This window comes from Thermotomaculum hydrothermale, from assembly GCF_016592575.1.
Lineage (GTDB): Bacteria > Acidobacteriota > Holophagae > Thermotomaculales > Thermotomaculaceae > Thermotomaculum > Thermotomaculum hydrothermale.
Genome location: NZ_AP017470.1, coordinates 1317994 through 1336747, shown reverse-complemented (window position 1 = coordinate 1336747; position 18754 = coordinate 1317994). Strand labels below are relative to the sequence as shown.

Annotated in this window: 22 protein-coding genes; 21 read left to right on the top strand and 1 reads right to left on the bottom strand. The window is 36.0% G+C overall.

Annotation, left to right across the window (positions count from 1 at the left end):
• The first annotated feature begins 13 nt into the window (after positions 1-13).
• The 4 genes from TTHT_RS06135 to TTHT_RS06120 all read left to right on the top strand — a co-directional run bounded on the left by TTHT_RS06135 (position 14) and on the right by TTHT_RS06120 (position 4541).
• The gene (locus TTHT_RS06135; RefSeq protein ID WP_201327098.1) at positions 14-664 is read left to right on the top strand and encodes a paraquat-inducible protein A; all 651 of its coding nucleotides are present in this window, start codon (positions 14-16) and stop codon (positions 662-664) included.
• A complete protein-coding gene (locus TTHT_RS06130; protein ID WP_201327097.1) occupies positions 654-1157 on the top strand; it encodes a paraquat-inducible protein A in 504 nt (167 codons plus the stop codon). The genes TTHT_RS06135 and TTHT_RS06130 overlap by 11 nt, the downstream gene beginning before the upstream one ends.
• Entirely contained in the window at positions 1157-3763 is a 2607-nt protein-coding gene (locus TTHT_RS06125; RefSeq protein ID WP_201327096.1) for an MlaD family protein, read from the top strand. The genes TTHT_RS06130 and TTHT_RS06125 overlap by 1 nt, the downstream gene beginning before the upstream one ends.
• 118 nt (positions 3764-3881) lie before the next feature.
• Positions 3882-4541: a hypothetical protein gene (locus TTHT_RS06120; RefSeq protein WP_201327095.1), complete on the top strand. Its 660-nt coding sequence runs from the start codon at positions 3882-3884 to the stop codon at positions 4539-4541.
• Between the two features lie 67 nt (positions 4542-4608).
• Here the strand turns inward: TTHT_RS06120 and TTHT_RS06115 are convergent, their stop codons facing one another.
• Complete coding sequence (locus TTHT_RS06115) at positions 4609-5742, bottom strand: IS256 family transposase (protein WP_201327094.1); 1134 nt, start codon at positions 5740-5742, stop codon at positions 4609-4611.
• A gap of 255 nt (positions 5743-5997) precedes the next feature.
• Between TTHT_RS06115 and TTHT_RS06110 the strand changes: the two genes are divergently transcribed.
• The 17 genes from TTHT_RS06110 to nuoK are packed head-to-tail and all read left to right on the top strand — an operon-like array spanning position 5998 to position 18753.
• Positions 5998-6627 (top strand): MotA/TolQ/ExbB proton channel family protein, encoded by a 630-nt coding sequence (locus TTHT_RS06110; RefSeq protein WP_201327093.1) that lies wholly within the window; start codon positions 5998-6000, stop codon positions 6625-6627.
• Between the two features lie 15 nt (positions 6628-6642).
• Entirely contained in the window at positions 6643-7065 is a 423-nt protein-coding gene (locus tag TTHT_RS06105; RefSeq protein ID WP_201327092.1) for an ExbD/TolR family protein, read from the top strand.
• Between the two features lie 11 nt (positions 7066-7076).
• Positions 7077-7550: an ExbD/TolR family protein gene (locus TTHT_RS06100; RefSeq protein WP_201327091.1), complete on the top strand. Its 474-nt coding sequence runs from the start codon at positions 7077-7079 to the stop codon at positions 7548-7550.
• Between the two features lie 17 nt (positions 7551-7567).
• Positions 7568-8314: an energy transducer TonB gene (locus TTHT_RS06095; RefSeq protein WP_201327090.1), complete on the top strand. Its 747-nt coding sequence runs from the start codon at positions 7568-7570 to the stop codon at positions 8312-8314.
• Positions 8315-8369: 55 nt separating this feature from the next.
• A complete protein-coding gene (locus TTHT_RS06090) occupies positions 8370-9230 on the top strand; it encodes a DUF4388 domain-containing protein (protein ID WP_201327089.1) in 861 nt (286 codons plus the stop codon).
• Positions 9231-9246: 16 nt separating this feature from the next.
• On the top strand, positions 9247-10563 hold the full coding sequence (locus TTHT_RS06085; protein WP_201327088.1) for a tol-pal system YbgF family protein: 1317 nt from the start codon (positions 9247-9249) through the stop codon (positions 10561-10563).
• Positions 10564-10577: 14 nt separating this feature from the next.
• Positions 10578-10952 (top strand): NADH-quinone oxidoreductase subunit A, encoded by a 375-nt coding sequence (locus tag TTHT_RS06080; protein WP_201327087.1) that lies wholly within the window; start codon positions 10578-10580, stop codon positions 10950-10952.
• A complete protein-coding gene (locus TTHT_RS06075) occupies positions 10943-11500 on the top strand; it encodes an NADH-quinone oxidoreductase subunit B (RefSeq protein WP_201327086.1) in 558 nt (185 codons plus the stop codon). The genes TTHT_RS06080 and TTHT_RS06075 overlap by 10 nt, the downstream gene beginning before the upstream one ends.
• The gene (locus tag TTHT_RS06070; RefSeq protein ID WP_201327085.1) at positions 11460-11924 is read left to right on the top strand and encodes an NADH-quinone oxidoreductase subunit C; all 465 of its coding nucleotides are present in this window, start codon (positions 11460-11462) and stop codon (positions 11922-11924) included. The genes TTHT_RS06075 and TTHT_RS06070 overlap by 41 nt, the downstream gene beginning before the upstream one ends.
• Complete coding sequence (locus TTHT_RS06065; protein ID WP_201327084.1) at positions 11917-13113, top strand: NADH dehydrogenase (quinone) subunit D; 1197 nt, start codon at positions 11917-11919, stop codon at positions 13111-13113. Before TTHT_RS06070 ends, TTHT_RS06065 begins: the two co-directional genes overlap by 8 nt.
• Before the next feature lie 9 nt (positions 13114-13122).
• Positions 13123-13614: an NADH-quinone oxidoreductase subunit NuoE gene (nuoE, locus tag TTHT_RS06060; RefSeq protein WP_201327083.1), complete on the top strand. Its 492-nt coding sequence runs from the start codon at positions 13123-13125 to the stop codon at positions 13612-13614.
• Positions 13607-14884, top strand: a complete 1278-nt coding sequence (gene nuoF / locus TTHT_RS06055) for an NADH-quinone oxidoreductase subunit NuoF (protein WP_201327082.1) — start codon at positions 13607-13609, stop codon at positions 14882-14884. Before nuoE ends, nuoF begins: the two co-directional genes overlap by 8 nt.
• A 9-nt stretch (positions 14885-14893) precedes the next feature.
• Positions 14894-16411, top strand: coding sequence for a 2Fe-2S iron-sulfur cluster-binding protein (locus tag TTHT_RS06050; protein WP_201327081.1), 1518 nt, complete (start codon positions 14894-14896; stop codon positions 16409-16411).
• Complete coding sequence (gene nuoH, locus TTHT_RS06045) at positions 16408-17439, top strand: NADH-quinone oxidoreductase subunit NuoH (protein WP_236578187.1); 1032 nt, start codon at positions 16408-16410, stop codon at positions 17437-17439. Before TTHT_RS06050 ends, nuoH begins: the two co-directional genes overlap by 4 nt.
• Positions 17440-17442: 3 nt before the next feature.
• On the top strand, positions 17443-17946 hold the full coding sequence (locus tag TTHT_RS06040; RefSeq protein ID WP_201327080.1) for a NuoI/complex I 23 kDa subunit family protein: 504 nt from the start codon (positions 17443-17445) through the stop codon (positions 17944-17946).
• 1 nt (position 17947) lies between these two features.
• Positions 17948-18448, top strand: coding sequence for an NADH-quinone oxidoreductase subunit J family protein (locus TTHT_RS06035; protein ID WP_201327079.1), 501 nt, complete (start codon positions 17948-17950; stop codon positions 18446-18448).
• A 2-nt stretch (positions 18449-18450) separates the two neighbouring features.
• Entirely contained in the window at positions 18451-18753 is a 303-nt protein-coding gene (gene nuoK, locus TTHT_RS06030) for an NADH-quinone oxidoreductase subunit NuoK (protein ID WP_201327078.1), read from the top strand.
• Position 18754: the final 1 nt, after the last annotated feature.

Genomic DNA, 18754 nt, shown 5'->3' with positions numbered 1-18754 from the left:
AATATAATTCAAGATGGCTATAAAAAGAGAATGTAATTATTGTGGGACAACTGTTGAGATTGAGAAACTTTCAAGAGATACTGACTACCTTTGTCCGGTTTGTAAAAGCCTTGTTTATAGAAGGGGGCAGCCTTTCCAGCATGTTTTTTTTCTTTCAATAACAAGCCTTTTGCTTTTTTTCTGGATGCTCAACGCACCTTTGCTCTCAGTAAAGATACTCAATATTGAAAGGACTATTACCTTTGCTAATGGTATAGGTTATTTAATTGAAACAGAATACTATTTAACTGCTTTGATACTATCTCTAACTGTAATTGTAATCCCCTATGCAATGCTAATATTAAGGATTGCAGTAATGGTATCTGTCAGATTGAAAGCATTATCCCCTGCTACCTTTAAAATGCTAAACTTTTATAAAGTTTTGCACGAGTGGAATATGGCAGAAGTCTATCTTGTTGGAATTCTTATAGCAATAATTAAACTTCGTTCCCTTGCAGAAGTAACGGTTGGGAATGGAACTTTAATTTTTCTTCTATTTATTGTTACCTTTTACATAAGCGTTGAATGGTTTAACCCAAACGATGTTTACCTTTTCTGTGGTGATTTCCATTGTAAAAACAGGGAAGAATTGCTTTTTTACAGAGAGGTAGAAGATGAAACTTGATGAACATTATAAGAGAAAGGTGTTGTTTAAATCGTGGGGTTATTCTTTAACTGCATTGTTTTTTATGCTTCCCGCTTATTTGCTCCCAATGATGATAACAGGAAAATTAGGCAAGGTTGAAGAAAATACAATATTTTCCGGAGTGGTTTACTTTTTTGTTAACGGAGATTACTTTATTGCATGTGTTATTTTTGTTGCAAGTATTTTAATCCCTATAGTAAAAATAGTTGGGGTGATTTTTCTTTTATTGGTTTATCACTTTAAGGTTTACCATTTAAGAGAAAGAGCTGTTACCCTGTACCATATCCTTCATTTTATAGGCAAATGGTCAATGCTTGATGTTTTTGTGGTGGCATTGATGAGTTCTCTGGTGCAGTTTGGCTTTTTATCATATGCAAAACCTGGTCCAGCTGTTATCCCCTTTGCCCTTGTGGTAATTTTTACAATTTTAGCAACAAAAAAATTTGATACAAAATTATATTGGAGTGAATAATGAAACCTATGGTAGTTAAGCGTTCTACAATTTATTTAATCTGGGTTATTCCCATAATAGCAATTATTATATCTGGCATTATGCTGTTTAACGAGTATGCAAAAATGGGGGAATCTGTTGTAATAATTTTTAAAGATGTTAGAGGGTTTAAGCAGGATGAAACGCCTGTAAAATACAAAGGAATTGAAATAGGTATAGTAAAGAACATTGAGGTTGACCCTGAAAATTTAAATAAATTTTTTGTAACCGCAAAAATCAAGAAAAGTTTTGTAAAGTATTTAACTGAAGGGGCAAGGTTCTGGAAGGTAAGCCCAAAACTAAAGCCAACAGAGTTTACTGGTTTGTCTTCTATTTTTTCAGGAAGCTATATAGAATTTTCTCCCGCTACTTCGGATGTTAGGAAATTATCAAAACTTAAATCAAAGAGGAAATTTTATGGATTTGAGGAAGAGCCAAAGACAAATGTTACTTATTTTAGATTGTACAGTGAAGATGGCTCTTTAATTGAAGGAGCACCTGTCCTTTATAAAAGCTTTATAGTTGGTAATATTACAAAAAAATCATTGAAAGGGAATAATGTTGAATATATTATTTCAATAAACAATAAATTTGCTTCCCTTGTTAAGGTAGACTCCCATTTCTGGAAAATCTCTCCGGTGGATGTTAAAGCATCTCTCCCTGAATTTCAATTAAAGGTAAACAACATATTTAATTTCTTTTTTGGGGGTATTCAATTTGATTCTCCTGAAAATTCAACTCCTGTTTGTGAGTTAGATAAATCTTCAGAGGAATTCCAGGTTTGTAATCAAAAGGGTTTTTATCTTTTCCCCTCCAGGGGTGATACCGAGTACTCTTTAAAAAAGATTAAGCTTATATTAAAAAATGCCCATAAAATTCAGTCCTCTTTAAAGTTTATTTATTACAAGGGAGATATAGCTGGAAAAGTCGTTAACTCTGATTATATTGTAGAAAAAGATGTCAAGTACCTTTATGTAAGAATGAAAAGGAGGTATTCAGGCTTCCTTGCCTATAAATCCTTTTTCTGGATTCAAAAACCCGATTTCGAGAGTTTAAATTTATCCTCTTTGATTAAAGGGACTCACATTGAATTTTCCTTTTATAACCAAAAAGTCAAGCCTAAACAAGAATATATTTTATATCATTCAAGGCCTTACAAAGGTGTGAAAACAATTGTATTAAAAGCAAAATCTCCAATAGGACTAAATGAAGGTGATTATTTGTTTTATGGCAAGAAGATAATCGGAGAAGTTGTTTCGGTAATGTTAAATGAGTATGAGGAAAAATATAATTGTATAATTTACAAAGAATTTAAAAATCTTTTACTGTATAACCCTGTTTTTTATAAAAAAAATGCTGCAGAATTAAATTTTTCTTTAGAGAACGCTTCAGTTGAGGTCTCCCCCTTGAAAGAATTACTTTCTGGGGGAGTGGCAATGTTGAAAGGAAGTGAAAACAAAGGAAAAGTATTAACCTATTACCCTCTCTTTAAAAGCAGGAAGGAAGCAGAAAATTACCTCTATCTTAATGGTAGAGGACTTAAATTAAATTTAATTACGGAAAATTTAAATGGTATTTATGAAGGAATACCTGTTTTTTATAAAAGTATGAAAATTGGGAAGGTTTACAAAATCTCTTTTGATGAAAAAAATAACAGATTTTTATTAAAAGCATACATTGAAAAGAATTTTAAAAGCCTTGTAAAGGAAAATTCTTTATTTTACAAAGCATCAGGAATTGATATCAAAATGGGGCTTCAGGGTGTTACAGTTAAAACTGAGAATCTTCTTTCCCTTTTGAAGGGAGCTATAGTTTTAAAAAACAATAACTTAAATAATTCAAAATCTTTTCCTAAGAAACAATACAAACTTTTTACTTTAGAGCAACTTGAGAACAGGGAGTATGTTAAAGGATATCTTTTATCTGATAACGGATACGGTTTAAAAGAAGGAAGCCTTGTCTTTTACAAAGGAGTTGTTGTTGGAAAAGTAAAGGCGCTATCAATTGACAATGAAAATGTAAAAATCACTTTTTTGATAGACAAAAGATATTCTTTTCTGTTGTCAGACAAAAGCAGATTCTATATTGAAAAAACAAAGTTTTCCGCTGGAGAAGTCAAAAACATTGAATCTGCTTTTTTAGGTTCATCATTAAAAATTGCATATTTTAAATCTGGGAAGCGACAAACAGTTTTTAAACTTGTAGGTGTAAATCCCTCTGACACTGTTTATCTTGAGGGATTCAGGATTTTTGTTTTTGCTCCCCAAATCACTTCTTTAAGTGTCGGCTCGCCTGTTTTAAATAGAGGTGTGCAAATAGGCCAGGTAGAAGATATCTCTCTTTCAGAAGATTTAACTTCAGTGAAATTAACCCTTTTTATTGATAAAAAGTATAAAAATTTGATTACTGATAATAGTAGATTTTTAGAAGTAAAGCCTATTGCCTTTAAAGCTGGGTTTATATATGCAAAAGTCGATTTTAAATCGTTTGCAACAATGATAAAAGGCGGAATAGAGATTGTTACCAATGGGGAAGGCAAAAAAGTTGAAGAATGGCATAAATTTGTTCTTCAATCTTCCAAAGAATAAAAACTTTTAAGAGTTTTTTCACAAAATTGTCTTTTTGTTCTTGATTAAAATGTTTTAAATTAAAATTAAATAGTGTATAGTTAATAATGATGATGATGTATATGACAAAGGAGGAAGTATGAAAAGGTTTTTTTCTCTATTACTTGTATTTACTTTGACTATTTTTATGCTTGCGTGCGGTGGAAAAAAGGAAACTAAAAAGGCAGAACCACAGAAACCACAGGTAAATCAGCAGGAGATTGCTCAAAAAGTAAAGGCTATGCTTGATTTGAAAGCGCAGTTTGACCAACTAAAAACCCAAAAAGAAAAAGATGACCTGGTGCAGAAGTTATACAACTCAGCAAGAGAGATTTTAAACCTTGATCCTAATAATGCAGACGCAAACAGTGTAATGGATTTTGTTCAGCTTTACTATGCTAAAGGCTGGATGGAAAGAGGAAAGTACTCAAAGGCCAAGGAAATGGTTGAAAATGTTCTTGAATTTTCCCCAAATAACGAAGATGCTAAAAAGCTTCTTGAAAAAATCAATGATTGGGAATTTTTGACTAAGGATGAATTTAAAAAGATAAAAAGAAAAATGACTTTTGAAGAGGTACAGGCTCTTATAGGGTACCCCCTCGAGAAGGTTGAACAAAAAGATAAGTATGGAAGAACAGTTATCGCATGGGTTTACAGAGAGCCAGAATTAAAGAGAAAGGTTGTTCTCTATTTTAACGATAACGGTGTTCTTATCTCTAAATACTGGCCGAAAAACAAAACTACTAAAAAGAAAAAATAAAAATGAATATTATATATGAAAATAATAAATAGGCAATATATTATCTGGTAATGTCAAGTTAATTGTGTCAGGCATGGGAAGCCTCCCGGGAAAGAGAAGAAAAAAAGCGATTAAAAGAAGAAGAATACCTTAAACTCCTTGATTGATACTTCTCATTCTTGTCTGTGAAGAAAATGTAAAGAAACTTCTCTGCACTTTGTTCATTTTGAAAAAATCCTCGTATTCGTATGTAATCTTTTAACTCTTTAAAACACCTTTCCATCCAGTTTGTTGTTCTGAAGTAACTTCTTATCTCATCAGGGGCAAGGAGAAAGAATGTATAGTTATCAACTTTTGCCTTAATGTTTTTTAAAAACCTGTATATCTTTTTCCATTTTTCAATAAATGCAAGAAGTTTGGTTTTCCCTTCTTCCCTGCTTTCGCATTTCATTATCTCGTCTAATTCTTCTTTTATTTTCTCAAAATGATGTTTTCTTACTCTGTTTTTTATGTTTCTTTTCAGGTGAAACCAACAAAGTTGGTGCATAGTCTCAGGAAATTCTTCTTTTATCGCTTCAGATAAACCTGTTAAATCATCACTTATAATCAGTTTTACTCCTTTTAAGCCTCTTTCTTTTAAATCCCTGAATATTTCCTGCCAGAGGGATGCTTTTTCGTTTCCTCCAGGAAGAAAGTATCCTAAAATTTCTCTTTTACCGTCTTCAGACAGGCCCAATACTGCATATACTGCCTCTTTTGCCACACTGTCTCTTTTTAATGAAATGTATGTTGCGTCTATGTATAGCACGGGGTATGTTTTTGTTAATCTGCTGTTTTTCCATTTTTCAATTACTTCTTCAGATATTTCACTTATCCTGCTTACATATTGAGCGGATATGTTAGCCCCTATGAGATTTTTAATTACCCCTGCTGTCTTTCTTGTGGATACTCCTGCTATAAACATTGCCTCCACAATATCTTCAAGAAAAAACATTACCCTTTTTCTCTGGGGAAGCCATTTAACCTTAAACTGACTGTCTCTTGTTCTTGGAATTTGCAATTCAATCTCTCCTAAAAAGCTTTTAGGCGTTCGCTTATAATAACCGTTTGCCCTTGTTTGGCCTCTTGCTTCTTTTAAGTATCTTTCCCTCTCTTCCAACAACATTTCCTGCAACATTTTCTTGAAAAATTCTTTAAATTGAGTGAAAATTAAATCACTCATTGGTGGTACCTCCTTTCGGGAATTTTTCTTCTGAGGTTATTTTAACCTCTCCTTCCCGAAAGGAGTTTTTTTTCTCCCTGACACAATTAATGTTACACTGCCTATTATCTTGAATTTTACTACCTATTATGATAAAAATTTTAATGTTTGAATAAATGTATTAAGGGAGGTGATTGCTCAATATTTTAACTTTTTGAAAAAAAAGCAATTGTATATTACCCATTTAAGTATTAAAAAAAATTTAGGAGGTAAAAAGTGGAAGCATTTACAAACGGATTGATGGAATATATGGATAAGGGCGGCCCGATTATGTACGTATTGGCTCTCTTTTCAATTATGGCGTTGGTTGTTATTATCTGGAAAGGTTTTATCCTTTATAAAGCAAGAATCAATACTTCAGAATTTTTAGGAAGATTAAAGGGAATTTTGAAGAAGAAAAATGTTAAAGCAGCAATTGATCTTTGTGAAGAGTATAAAAGCCCTATCGCTTCTATTCTTAAAGCTGGTTTAATAAAGTTTGGCAGACCTCAGGAAGAAGTTGAAAAAGCAATGGAAAATGCCGCTATTCATGAAATTGCAAGGCTGGAAAAAGGGCTTGGAATACTTGCTTCTGTGGCAAACCTTGCTCCTATGTTGGGGTTCTTGGGTACAGTTACCGGTATGATTCAGTCTTTTGATGCTATGTCAAAGTTGAATGACCCTGGTAAGGTTGCTGAAGGTATCTCTGAGGCGTTGATTACAACCGCTGGCGGTTTGATAGTTGCGGTACCTGTTTTGATGTTCTACAACTACTACACCTCATTAATTGCAGGTTTTATTAGAGAAATTGAATCAGCATCTAATGTTTTATTGGAGACATTCGGAGAAATAGAGTCTTTACAATAAGAGAAAGGAATAGCAATGAAACTTAGAAAAACAAAAACAATTGAGGCTTACATCCCAACGGCTTCAATGGCAGACATTGCATTCCTGTTAATTGTTTTCTTTATGATTACAACTGTTTTCCAGGTTGACAAAACTGTTTTAACACTTCCTGCGTCTGTTGTAAGGAGTGAGGTTGTAAAAGGTTCAGCATTTGTTGTTGTAACTGAAGACGGTTATATTAAGGTTTCGGATGGTAAAGAAGATACACATCCCATTGACGCGTCAGATGTATTGTCTTTTGCGGTTGATTTGATGTCCAAAGACCCGGAGCATCACGTTGTTTTAAAGGTTGACAAGAGAGTTAAGTGGCATGTGGTTGATAAAATATTGGAACAGTTAGAACAGGCAAGGGTTAAAAACCTGCAGTTCTTAACTGAGTTAAAAACAAAAGAGCAGTAAGGGAGTATGAGATGAAGTTACAGAAAGAAAAAGAACAGCCTGAAATCCCTACCGCGTCAATGGCAGATATTGCGTTTCTTCTTATAGTTTTCTTTATGTTGACTACTGTTATTTCTGCAACTAAAGGTATTGAGCATATTTTGCCTCAGCAGGATAAGTCTGATACAACTCAGGTGGAGAAAGAAGAGTCAATTTATATTAAAATCAATGCTGATGGAACTTACTCTGTTGACCAGAAAGAGCCGAGATCTATCAGGGATATGATGTTTTTAAAGGATTATGTTTATCAGAAAGTATCAAGAAACTATAAGAAGCCGATAATTATTCATGTAAACCCCGAAGCCAATTACGAATCTATGATTGCAGTGCTTGATACGTTGAAACAGGTTGAAGAACAGGTTGCAAAAGAAGGCCGTTTGCCGGCTGACAAGGGATTGACTATTTCAATACCGACGTCTGCCGAGCTTGAAGCCTGGGGTTATTAAGGAGAGCGGGGGATATTATGGTAGAAGAAGCTAAAAAAAATACTCCGGTAACTGCTGTAGAAGATAATTCTCTTCTACAGGATTATTTAGCGGAGTATAATGAAGACAAAAAGTATTTTGAAATTGCGTTGTTGATTGCGCTTTTATTCCACCTTGCTCTTATCTGGATTAAATTGCCTAACTTTGGTTCAAAAGAGATTGTTGAAGAGAAAAAGGTGGAAAAGAAAGTGACAAGGGTTGTGTTACCTCCTCCGCCTGAAAAACAGCTTGAGCAGTTAAAGATAGAAAAGAAAGTTAAAAAAATACCTATACCGGATCCAACTCCAGATGAGCCGGAACCTGAGGTTCCAATTGAAACAAATGTTCAACAGGACACTCCGGACATTGATACTGAGTACATGGTTGGTGACATTCCTGATGAACCGCCTGTACCAACCGGGCCTGTAAGTGAAGCAACTATTGGTCTTGTAAAACCTAAATACTCAAGACAGCAGTTAATGTCCAATGTTATATACCCAGAGTTGGGTAAAAAAGCTGGCTTACAGGGGATCATTATTTTGCAGGCTGTTTTGAGAAAGGATGGAACGGTAGGCGATATAAGGATTATAGGCGGAAATTTGAGAAACTATCCTTTCTTTAGAAAAGCGGCAATTGATGCTGTTAAGAAGCTTAAATTTACGCCAGGTAAGCTAAGAGGACATCCAGTTGATGTTATAATGACCCTTACCATAAGGTTCTCACTGAAAACACGCTACACAAGGTAATAAAACGGGCCCGCTTAAAGCGGGCTCTGTTTTAAATAATAAAAAAGAGGTTAGCATGATCCTACAGGGGAGCTTAAGTGAATTAAAATTGCCTGACATTTTACAATTAGCCAATATGGCGGGAGAAACCTGTCTTATTAACTTTATGAACAAAGATGGTGAAAAAGGGAAGATTGTTCTGATTGATGGAAATATGGTTTATGCTAAAACAGACAGTCTTGAGGGAGATGAAGCAGTTTATGAAATTGCAATTTGGCTTGAAGGCCATTTTAAAGTTGGAGAAATTGACCAGAATTACCCTAAAAATGTTAAATCTAATTTAACAAGCCTTTTGATGGAAGCTGCAAGAAGGCTTGACGAATGGAGAGTTTTGTCTAAAAAGATACCCTCTCTTGCTTATTATCCTGTTTTAATAGATAATCCTAATACTCAGCAAACTATGAATACCTCAGAATTGCAAATCATAAAATATATTGATGGACAAACAAATATTAGAGATATTTCAAAGAAAAGTGGATTGACTCCATTTGTTGTTGCGAAACTTATTTACGGTTTGATTGTTAACAATCTCGTTATGCTTTCAAAGTTCCCCTACGAGGTGAAAAGTACAACTTTTGAAAGCAAAAACGAGTCTGAAATAAATTTTCTTGAAAAATCTCCTCTATACAAAAAAATGCTGGCCTTAAAAGAGGCAGCAAGGAGATTTACTGTATCAGTTCCAGGTTTTTCAGATAAAATTGAAACAGAATTTTTAAAATCCCTGAAAAGGTTAAAAACCTCTCCAAATGAAAAAAAGATAGTAATTGATTTTGCAAACAATATCCTTTTTACACTTGCAGAGGTGGAAGGTAAAGAGTTTTCCAAAAAATTGTCTTTAGAATTTAAAGAAATTTTGAAATCAAAATCTACCAAATAAATAAATAGGAGTGATTATGAAAAAGACAGTTATCCTTGTTCTGGTTTTTTTGTTGAGCGTTAACTTTGTGAAAGCAGACTACAAGTTAGGTTACAAATTGTACAAACAGGGGAAAATTAAACAGGCATTGCAGGAATTTCAGGTTGATGCTGAAAAGTATAGTTATTGGTATTTTCCTTCATATATGGCAGCTATGTGCTATTACCAGTTAAAAGATTATAAGGCAGCGCTTGAAATGCTAAGAATGGCTGAAAATGCCGCAATGAAATCAGATAAAAAGGTTGTTGAGTTGCCCAAGGTAAAGATTCTTGAGGCAAAGGTTTTAGCAGCATCAGGTAAATGCAAAGAAGCTATTAAACTTTGTTCAAAGTATATCCCACAGTCTCCAGCAGAGTTTCAGGCGATGTTTTATTTTATTAAAGGAAAGTGTGAAAATAAGTTAAAAAATCACTCAAAAGCAGTTGTAGATTTAAAAAATTCAACTGGTATTAATCCTAAAAATCCATCTGCATGGTTTGAATTAGGGCTTGCGTACATTCACAATAGAAATTTAGACGGTGCTATTAAATCTTTAACAAAATCTATGCAACTTTACCCAAAATCAAAGGCTACATATTATCTTTTAACAGATACATTAATAAATAAGGCAAGAAGAGTTAGAGATGCCAACTCAAAGAAAAAATATTACTTACAGGCAGTTGATGTGGCTAACAAAGGATTAAAGTACTTCCCTGGAGATAAAAAACTACAGCTTAATCTTGCAAATGCTTATTTAGGTGCAAAACAGTATTCAACTGCAATTAACCTGTTTTCTCAATTATACAAGAAATATCCCAATGACACCCAGGTTGTTTTTGGGTTAGGTTCTGCATATATGGGAAATAAAGATTATAAAAATGCGTTACCTTATCTCTTAAAGGTTAAAGGTAAAATGAATAATGCTTTAATTTACAATTTCATTGCTACTGCACAGCTTGCTATAGGAAAGAACGAAAACAATCTTTCAAAGTGCAAGATTGCATTAAAAACTGTTAATGACGGGTTAAGAAAATTTCCTGGAAATAGAAATTTACTAAAAAAGAAAAAGGAAGCTCAGGAGATCATAGCAAGGTTTGAAAAGAACCTTGAAATTGAAAAGAAAAATAAACAAATTGAGCAGGAGAATAAGAGAAAACTTGCTAACAGAATTATGACTCTAAAAGGCAGAATAAGAAAAGCAGAAGAGATTAAGAGAAAGTCTGGAAGGTATCCTGCAAGTTATGAGAGCGATAAGGCTGAATTAGAAAAAGCATTGAAAACTTATGAAAAACTTTACGGAAAGTTTAGACAGTAAGGAAGGAATGAGAAATGGGGGAAGTGGTACTTTTTAAGCCTATTGTTCTTTTGTTAGGTTTATCCGTAATTACAGCCCTAATTATGGTAGGGTTGTCCTATCTGTTAGGTCCTAAAAGGCCTCACGATAAGAAATTGGATACCTACGAGTGCGGTGCTCCCCTTGTGCAGCCGGATGCAAGGAGAAGGTATTCGGTTAAATACTTTGTAATTGCAATGTTGTTTCTACTTTTTGATGTTGAAATTGCGTTTATGTATCCCTGGGCGGTTGTTTATAAAAAATACATAACAACAGGCAAATTTATTCTTGTTGAAATTATATTTTTCTTGATTGTTTTACTTGCCGGTTACCTTTATGTTTGGTGGAAAGGAGCACTGGAATGGGAATAGAAAAGGCTTTAGGTGATACCATATTCACCACTCAACTATCGAAGGCTGTTAATTGGGCGAGAAAGTGGTCTCTGTGGCCAATGCCATTTGGTACAGCATGTTGTGCCATAGAGTTTATGGCTGTTCAGGCATCGCACTTTGACCTTTCAAGGTTTGGTGCCGAAGCTATGAGGTTTTCCCCCAGGCAGAGTGATTTGATGATGGTTATGGGTACTATTACAAGAAAAATGGTGCCTGTTTTGAGAAAAATATATGCACAGATGGCTGAGCCCAAATGGGTAATGGCTGTTGGTTCCTGTGTTTGTTCAGGCGGCTTTTTCCGTTCTTATTCTGTTCAGCAGGGTATAGACAGGATAATACCTGTTGATGTTTATGTTAATGGTTGTCCGCCAAGGCCTGAATCCTTTATAAAAGGATTAATGGAAATTCAGAAGCTTGTAGAGCGTGAATCTTTGATTGATAGAAAAAGAAGAATAGAAGAATTCTATAAAAGATTGGAGCAGATCAATGAAACAGATTATGAGCCTGCTGACGAAATACTTCGCTGACTCAATTGAGTTTCAGGAAGGGCTAAGGGGAGACACCTTTTTAATCCTTAAAGACCCTTCAAAGATAGTTGAAGTTTTACAGTTGTTAAAAGAGAATGGGTTCAATATGCTTATTGATTTAACGGCGGTGCATTATCCTCACCGCGAGTACAAGTTTGAAATAATCTACAATATGCTGTCTATGGAGCCTCTTTTAAGGCTTATAGTCAAAGTCCCTATGAAGGAGGATTGGCCGGAAATTGATTCGGTTACCTCTCTTTATAAAACAGCAAACTGGTATGAGCGTGAGGTTTACGACATGTTCGGTGTAAGGTTTAAGAACCATCCAAACTTAAAGAGGATTCTCATGTGGGAAGGCTTTAAAGGCCATCCTTTGAGAAAAGAGTATCCTCTGGAAGGAGATAATTTACACTGCCATGACTAATATAAAGAAAGAATTAGATATTAAAACTGACAGAATGATAGTTAACATGGGCCCCTCTCACCCTATTACCCACGGTACTTTGCACATTATTTTAGAATTAGAGGGGGAAACCATTGTTGGGAGCGAGACAAGGATAGGGTATTTGCATAGAGGTGTTGAGAAATTAGGGGAAAACAGAACCTATCAGAAATTTATCCCCTTTACAGACAGGATGAATTACACCTCTTCAATAAACAACAATGTAGGTTATACATTGGCAGTTGAAAAACTGTTAGGAATTCAGTCCCCACCAAGGGCACAGGTTATTGAGGTAATTGCCTGCGAACTTGGAAGGATTGCTGACCATATTGTTTGTGTTGGAATCAATGCTGTTGATATAGGTGCTTTTTCAGCTTTCCTTTACCTGTTCAAGTACAGGGAATTTATTTACGATATTTTTGAGAGAATGACAGGGGGAAGGCTCACAACCTCATACACAAGAATTGGTGGGGTTAAAAGGGATTTAGATGATGTTACCATTGATAAAATAAGGCAATTTATAAAAGAATTTCCCAAAGCAGTTGACGAGCTTGAAGCACTGTTAACAAAAAACAGAATCTGGTATGACAGAACAAGAGGTATAGGTGAATTTTCTGCTGAAGATGCAATTTCATATGGGTACACAGGTCCATGTTTGAGGGCATGCGGGGTTGAATGGGATTTGAGGAAGGTTCAACCATATTTAGGTTATGAAAACTATGAATTTGAGGTACCGGTTGGTACAAGGGGAGATGTTTACGATAGATATCTTGTCAGGGTTGAAGAGATGAGACAGTCTGTAAAAATTTTAGAACAGGCAATTGAAAACCTCCCAGAAGGTCCGATTATAGTTGACGACCCAAGAATTGTTTTGCCACCTAAGGAAGAGGTTTACAACACAATAGAGGGATTAATTTGCCATATGAAATTGATTATGGAAGGGGTTAAGCCTCCTGCTGGAGAAATTTATTCAGCAACAGAGGCTGCTAATGGTGAATTAGGTTTTTACATAGTTTCAGATGGAGAGGCAAGGCCATATAGAATAAGGGTAAGGCCACCTTGCTTTCCTATATTCTCATCCTTTGATGAACAGGTTAAAGGGCATATGATTGCGGATGCGGTTGCAATTTTAGGTAGTTTAAACATTATTGCAGGCGAATTGGACAGGTAGGGGGATAGCATGGCACTTAGATTTGACGAAAATGATGTGAAAAAACTTGAAGAAATCAGAGCGAAATATCCAAATAATCAGGCCTGCACATTGCCTTTTTTACACTATGCTCAGGATAAATTCGGTTATGTTTCTATGGATGTAATTAAATTAGTTGCCCAGACACTGAATTTACCTGTTGCTCATGTTTTAAGTGTTGCAACATTTTACACAATGTACAATAAAAAACCTGTTGGGAAATACCACCTTCAGGTTTGTACCAATATATCCTGTTCTCTTTTAGGAGCAAGAAGGCTTGTTGATAAATTGCAGGAATTATTGGGCATCAAACCAGGGGAAACAACTGAAGACGGGATGTTTACCCTGACAGAGGTTGAATGCCTTGGTTCCTGTGGTACAGCACCTGTTATTCAGGTAAATGATAAATACTTTGAAAATCTTGACGAAAAAAAGGTTGAGGAATTAATAGAATCCCTCAGAAAGGGGGAATTAGATGTCTGAGATAGTTCTCTTTAAACACCTGATTGACCCGGAAGTGCGCAATATTGAAAATTACATTAAATTAGGCGGTTACGAGGGATTAAAAAAAGCCTTCACCATGCAGCCTGATGACATTATTGAAGAGGTAAAGCGTTCAAACTTAAGAGGTAGAGGTGGCGCTGGTTTCCCAACAGGTTTAAAGTGGAGTTTTATGCCTAAGGGTGAAGGGCAAAAATACTTTGTTTGCAATGCAGATGAAGGAGAGCCTGGAACCTTTAAAGACAGATACATTATGAGTGAAAACCCCCATCAGTTGATTGAGGGAATGGTGATAGGTGGCTATGCTATGGGGGCAACAGTAGGTTACATTTACATCAGAGGTGAGTTTGAGTTTGTTGCTAAAATCCTCCAGAAAGCTATTGACGAAGCCTATGAAAAGGGATTTTTAGGAAAGAATATTTTAAATTCAGGCTTTGATTTTGACCTCTATGTGCATTTAGGGGCAGGGGCTTATGTATGCGGTGAAGAAACCGGTTTAATCAATTCCCTTGAAGGGAAGCCAGGTCAGCCAAGGTTAAAGCCTCCTTTTCCTGCACAGTACGGTGTGTTTGGAAAACCAACTACGGTAAACAATGTTGAAACAATTGCCTGTGTTCCAGATATTATCAAAAAAGGTGCAGATTGGTTTCTATCAATAGGCCCAGAAAAAAACAATGGAACAAAGATTTATGCAGTTAGCGGGCATGTTAACAATCCCGGTGTATTTGAGCTTCCTATGGGTACGCCGTTGAGGGAGATAATCTATGAGCATGCAGGGGGAATTGTTGGCGGCAAGAAGCTAAAAGCTGTTATCCCAGGTGGCTCTTCAGCCCCTGTGTTAGGCCCCGAACACCTTGACATCCCAATGGATTTTGATTCATTGAAAAAAGTGGGTTCTATGTTAGGTTCTGGTGCAATAATCGTTATGAGTGAAGATACCTGCATGGTTGAAGCATTTACAAGGCTTGCAAAGTTCTATGCACACGAATCTTGCGGCCAGTGCACTCCCTGCAGGGAAGGTACTGCATGGCTTTACAAAATTCTAAAAAGAATTGAGGACAGAGAAGGGAAAAAGGGTGATATAGACCTTATCCTTGATATATGTGGAAAGATAATGGGAAGGACTATTTGCCCATTAGGTGATGCTGCTGTAATGTGCATTAAACCGGCAGTTGAGCGTTTCAGGGATGAGTTTGAGTATCACATTGAGCACAAAAAGTGCATGGTAGAAAATAAAATACCCATATTTTAGGTGGCGGATATGATAAGTATAAAGATAAACGACAGAGAATACCAGGTTGAAGAGGGAAAAACAATCCTTGAAGCGGCAAGGGAAATTGGCATTGAAATACCTCATTACTGTTATCATCCTGCCCTTTCTATTGCAGGTAATTGCAGGATGTGTCTTGTTGAGGTTAAGGGAATGCCAAAACCTATGACTGCCTGCTCAACAAGGGTTTCAGATGGGATGGAGATTTACACAGATTCTAAAATTGTGAAAGAGGCAAGAAAGGGTGTATTGGAATTTATTCTACTTGACCACCCTGTTGATTGTCCTATATGTGACAAATCTGGTGAGTGCAAGCTTCAGGATTACTATTTTGAACACAGTGCTCAAAAGTCAAGGTATGAATTCCCCAAGGAAAGGCACAAAGTTGAAAAAATTAGCAAAAAGATTTATTTGAATCCTAATAGATGTGTCCTTTGCACAAGGTGTGTGAGGTTTTTAAGAGAGGTTACAAAAACTTATGAGCTGACAACTGTTGAAAGAGGCTCACACGCTCATATAGTTTGCGTTGATCCTGAAAGCCTTGACAACAACCCATGGGCATCAAATATAGCTGATATTTGCCCTGTTGGGGCCCTCGGTTTGAACGAATTTAGATTTAAAAAGAGGGTTTGGTTTACAAAAAAAGTAAAGGCGATCTGTCAGGGTTGTGCAGCAGGGTGCAATATATATGTTGATGTATCAAACAGAAAACAGCTGCTTGACGGTGATGACGACGAGATTGTAAGAATTCACACTGCTGAAAATAGAAAGCTGGGACAATTTTTTATTTGTGATGAAGGAAGATACTCATATAAATTGTACAATGATAAAGAAAACAGAGTAAAATCCCCAATCCTTGAAGGAGAAGAAATCAATTTTGAAAAAGCAGTAGAGGTAATAAGGAAAAAATCAAATGTTAGAAAAGGGGTTGTTATACTTTCCCCGCTTCATTCTATTGAGGAAAACTATGCTGCTTATCTCTTTGCAAGGGAGAAGGGGTTCGATGTTTTCAGGCCTTCATCTTTTAGAAAAGAATTACCTGAAATTGCCCTTTATATGGAAGAGAAAAAAGCTCCAAATGATAGGATGCTTAAATTGATGAAGTTACCAAAGGTTTCTGAAATTGAAGAGATTGACTACGACTTTGCTTTATTCTTACACAATGTTGGTAAAATCCATTCAAAAAGTGAGGTAAGAATTTTAAGCGTGTTAAAGAGAGCAACATTTTCAGTTGTTTTTGAACCAATGCTATCAGATTTCGGTAAAAGTGCTAATTTAGTTTTACCTGCACCTATCTTTGTTGAAGAAGACGGGTGTTATATCAATAATAAAAACCTTGTTCAGCATTCGCATAAAGCCTGCGATTATATGTTTAACGCAAGGCCGTTATGGGAATTTCTTGAAAGTGACTTTAAGAGCGGAGAAGAGATTTTTGTTCGTTTTGCTAAAGAACAATTAGATAAAGACCTTAACTACCAGAAGTTAGGGACAGAAGGGTTTGAGTTATGATGGAAGGTTTGTTGAATCCTCAGGTTTTTATGGTATTTAAGGTGGTGGTTGTTTTTATTGTTGTTTTAACCATAGTTGCCATTGCTACATGGGCTGAAAGAAGAGGGGCGGCTTTTATCCAGGATAGGGTTGGCCCAAACAGAGTTGCCCTTTTCGGGAAGATTAGGATACTTGGACTTGGACAGCCGCTTGCAGATGGGTTAAAGCTGTTTTTTAAAGAGGACTTATTCCCTCTTCATGTTGACAGGGTGCTTTACACAATAGCACCAATAATATCCTTTATCCCGGCAACTATGACATTTGCGGCAATTCCCTTTGGAAAGCCTTTTGTGAAAAATGGAACCCAGTATTTTTTAAGTATTTTACCCCCTGACACAAATATAGGTGTTTTATACATATTTGCCCTTGCAGGAATGGGGGTTTATGGAATAATAATTGGAGGATGGGCTTCAAACAATAAATGGTCTATATTGGGAGCAATGAGGGCATCTGCTCAGGTTATATCCTATGAGCTTGCCATGACCCTTGCTGTTGTTGGTGTTATTCTTTCAACAGGCAGTTTAAGGCTTGACAAAATAATCGAAGCGCAGACCGGAATGTGGAATATTGTACCTCAAATTTTAGGGGCAATAGTGTTTTTCACCGCAATGTTTGCTGAAACCAATAGATTGCCATTTGACTTTGCAGAAGGTGAATCAGAGATTATTGGTTACCATACAGAATACATGAGTATGAAGTTTTCCATGTTTTTCCTTGCTGAATACGCCAATATGATTACAGCATCAGGCTTTTTTGTGGTGCTATACCTTGGCGGCTGGCACTTTCCTTACCTTGATTCAACAGTTGCTGGCTCAATTATAGCCTTTGTTATAAAGTTATTGTTTGTTTTATGGACTTTTATCTGGATAAGGTGGACTTTACCAAGATTCAGATACGACCAGTTGATGCGTTTAGGATGGAAATATCTGTTGCCGTTGTCGTTGATTAACCTTGTAATAGTTGCTCTTTTTTACGCATACGGGGGGTAGGAAATGGCTATAAAAAAAGAAGTTAAACTGAAATTCTGGGATAAGATTTACCTTCCCGCTGTTATTAAAGGGATGGGGATTACAATCTCTCACTTTTTTAAAACTCTGTTTACTCCCCCCTCAAAAAGGTACACTATTGAGTACCCTGACAGGAGAAAAGAAGATATTCCAGAATGGTACAGAGGGTTACATAGATTGAATACCTATCCTGACGGCACATTAAAGTGTGTTGCTTGTTTTTGCTGTGCAACTGCATGTCCTGCTGATGCTATTTACATTGAGCCTGAAGACCTTGAAGATTTTGATAAAGAGCATCCGAAAGAAAAGGCACCTAAAGTTTTTCAGATTGATTTACACAGATGTATTTACTGTGGGTTCTGTGAAGAGGCTTGCCCTAAAGATGCTATTGTATTGACAAATCATTATGAGATCGTTCACACATCAAGGGAAGCCGGAATTATTGGTATAGAAGAATTGGTAAAAACTAAAAGAGAAGGTGGGGAATAAAATGCAGCTGGCGTTCTGGATTTTAAGTTTTATTGCGGTTTTTGCCGCGGTAATGGTAATTTTGTCTGATAGGCCAATTGTTAGTGGATTGTATTTATTGCTTTCTTTTGTGGCTGTAGCTGGTATTTACCTTACTCTATCAGCACCCTTTATTGCTGCTATGCAGCTTGTTGTTTATGCGGGGGCAATCATAGTACTGTTTCTCTTTGTTTTAATGCTTCTTAATCAGCACAGGGAAGAACCTTCAAAGAGAAGTAAATTTGTAACCTTTGTTTCAGTTATAGGCGGAATTTTAATAGGTTTGCTAATTTACATTTCCTTTTTGAAGAGTAAAATTCTTTTATCTTACACAAAGATGAGTGCGGTAGGGGGAATGAAAAACAATGTTGAAACAATTGCTGATGTTATGTTCGGCAAATACTTTATTCCCTTTGAGTTAATCTCTTTGTTACTGCTTGCCGCAATGGTGGCGGCGGTATTCTTATCAAAGAAGAGGGTGTGATTATGGTTGCTATGGTGGATTACGCAGTTTTAAGTGCAGTATTGTTTACTATTGGTGTGGTTGGAATTTTAATAAGAAGAAACATTATTACTATTTTAATGTGTATTGAATTGATTTTAAACTCAGTAAACCTTTTGTTTGTTGCATTTTCCCGCTTTATAGGAAATGTTGACGGACAGGTTTTTGTGTTTTTTATATTTGCCATTGCGGCTGCAGAGGCGGCAGTGGGTTTAGCGTTGGTGGTGGCTTACTTTAAGTTGAGGGAAACAATAGAAGTTGACGAAATAAAACTTTTGAAGGGATGAT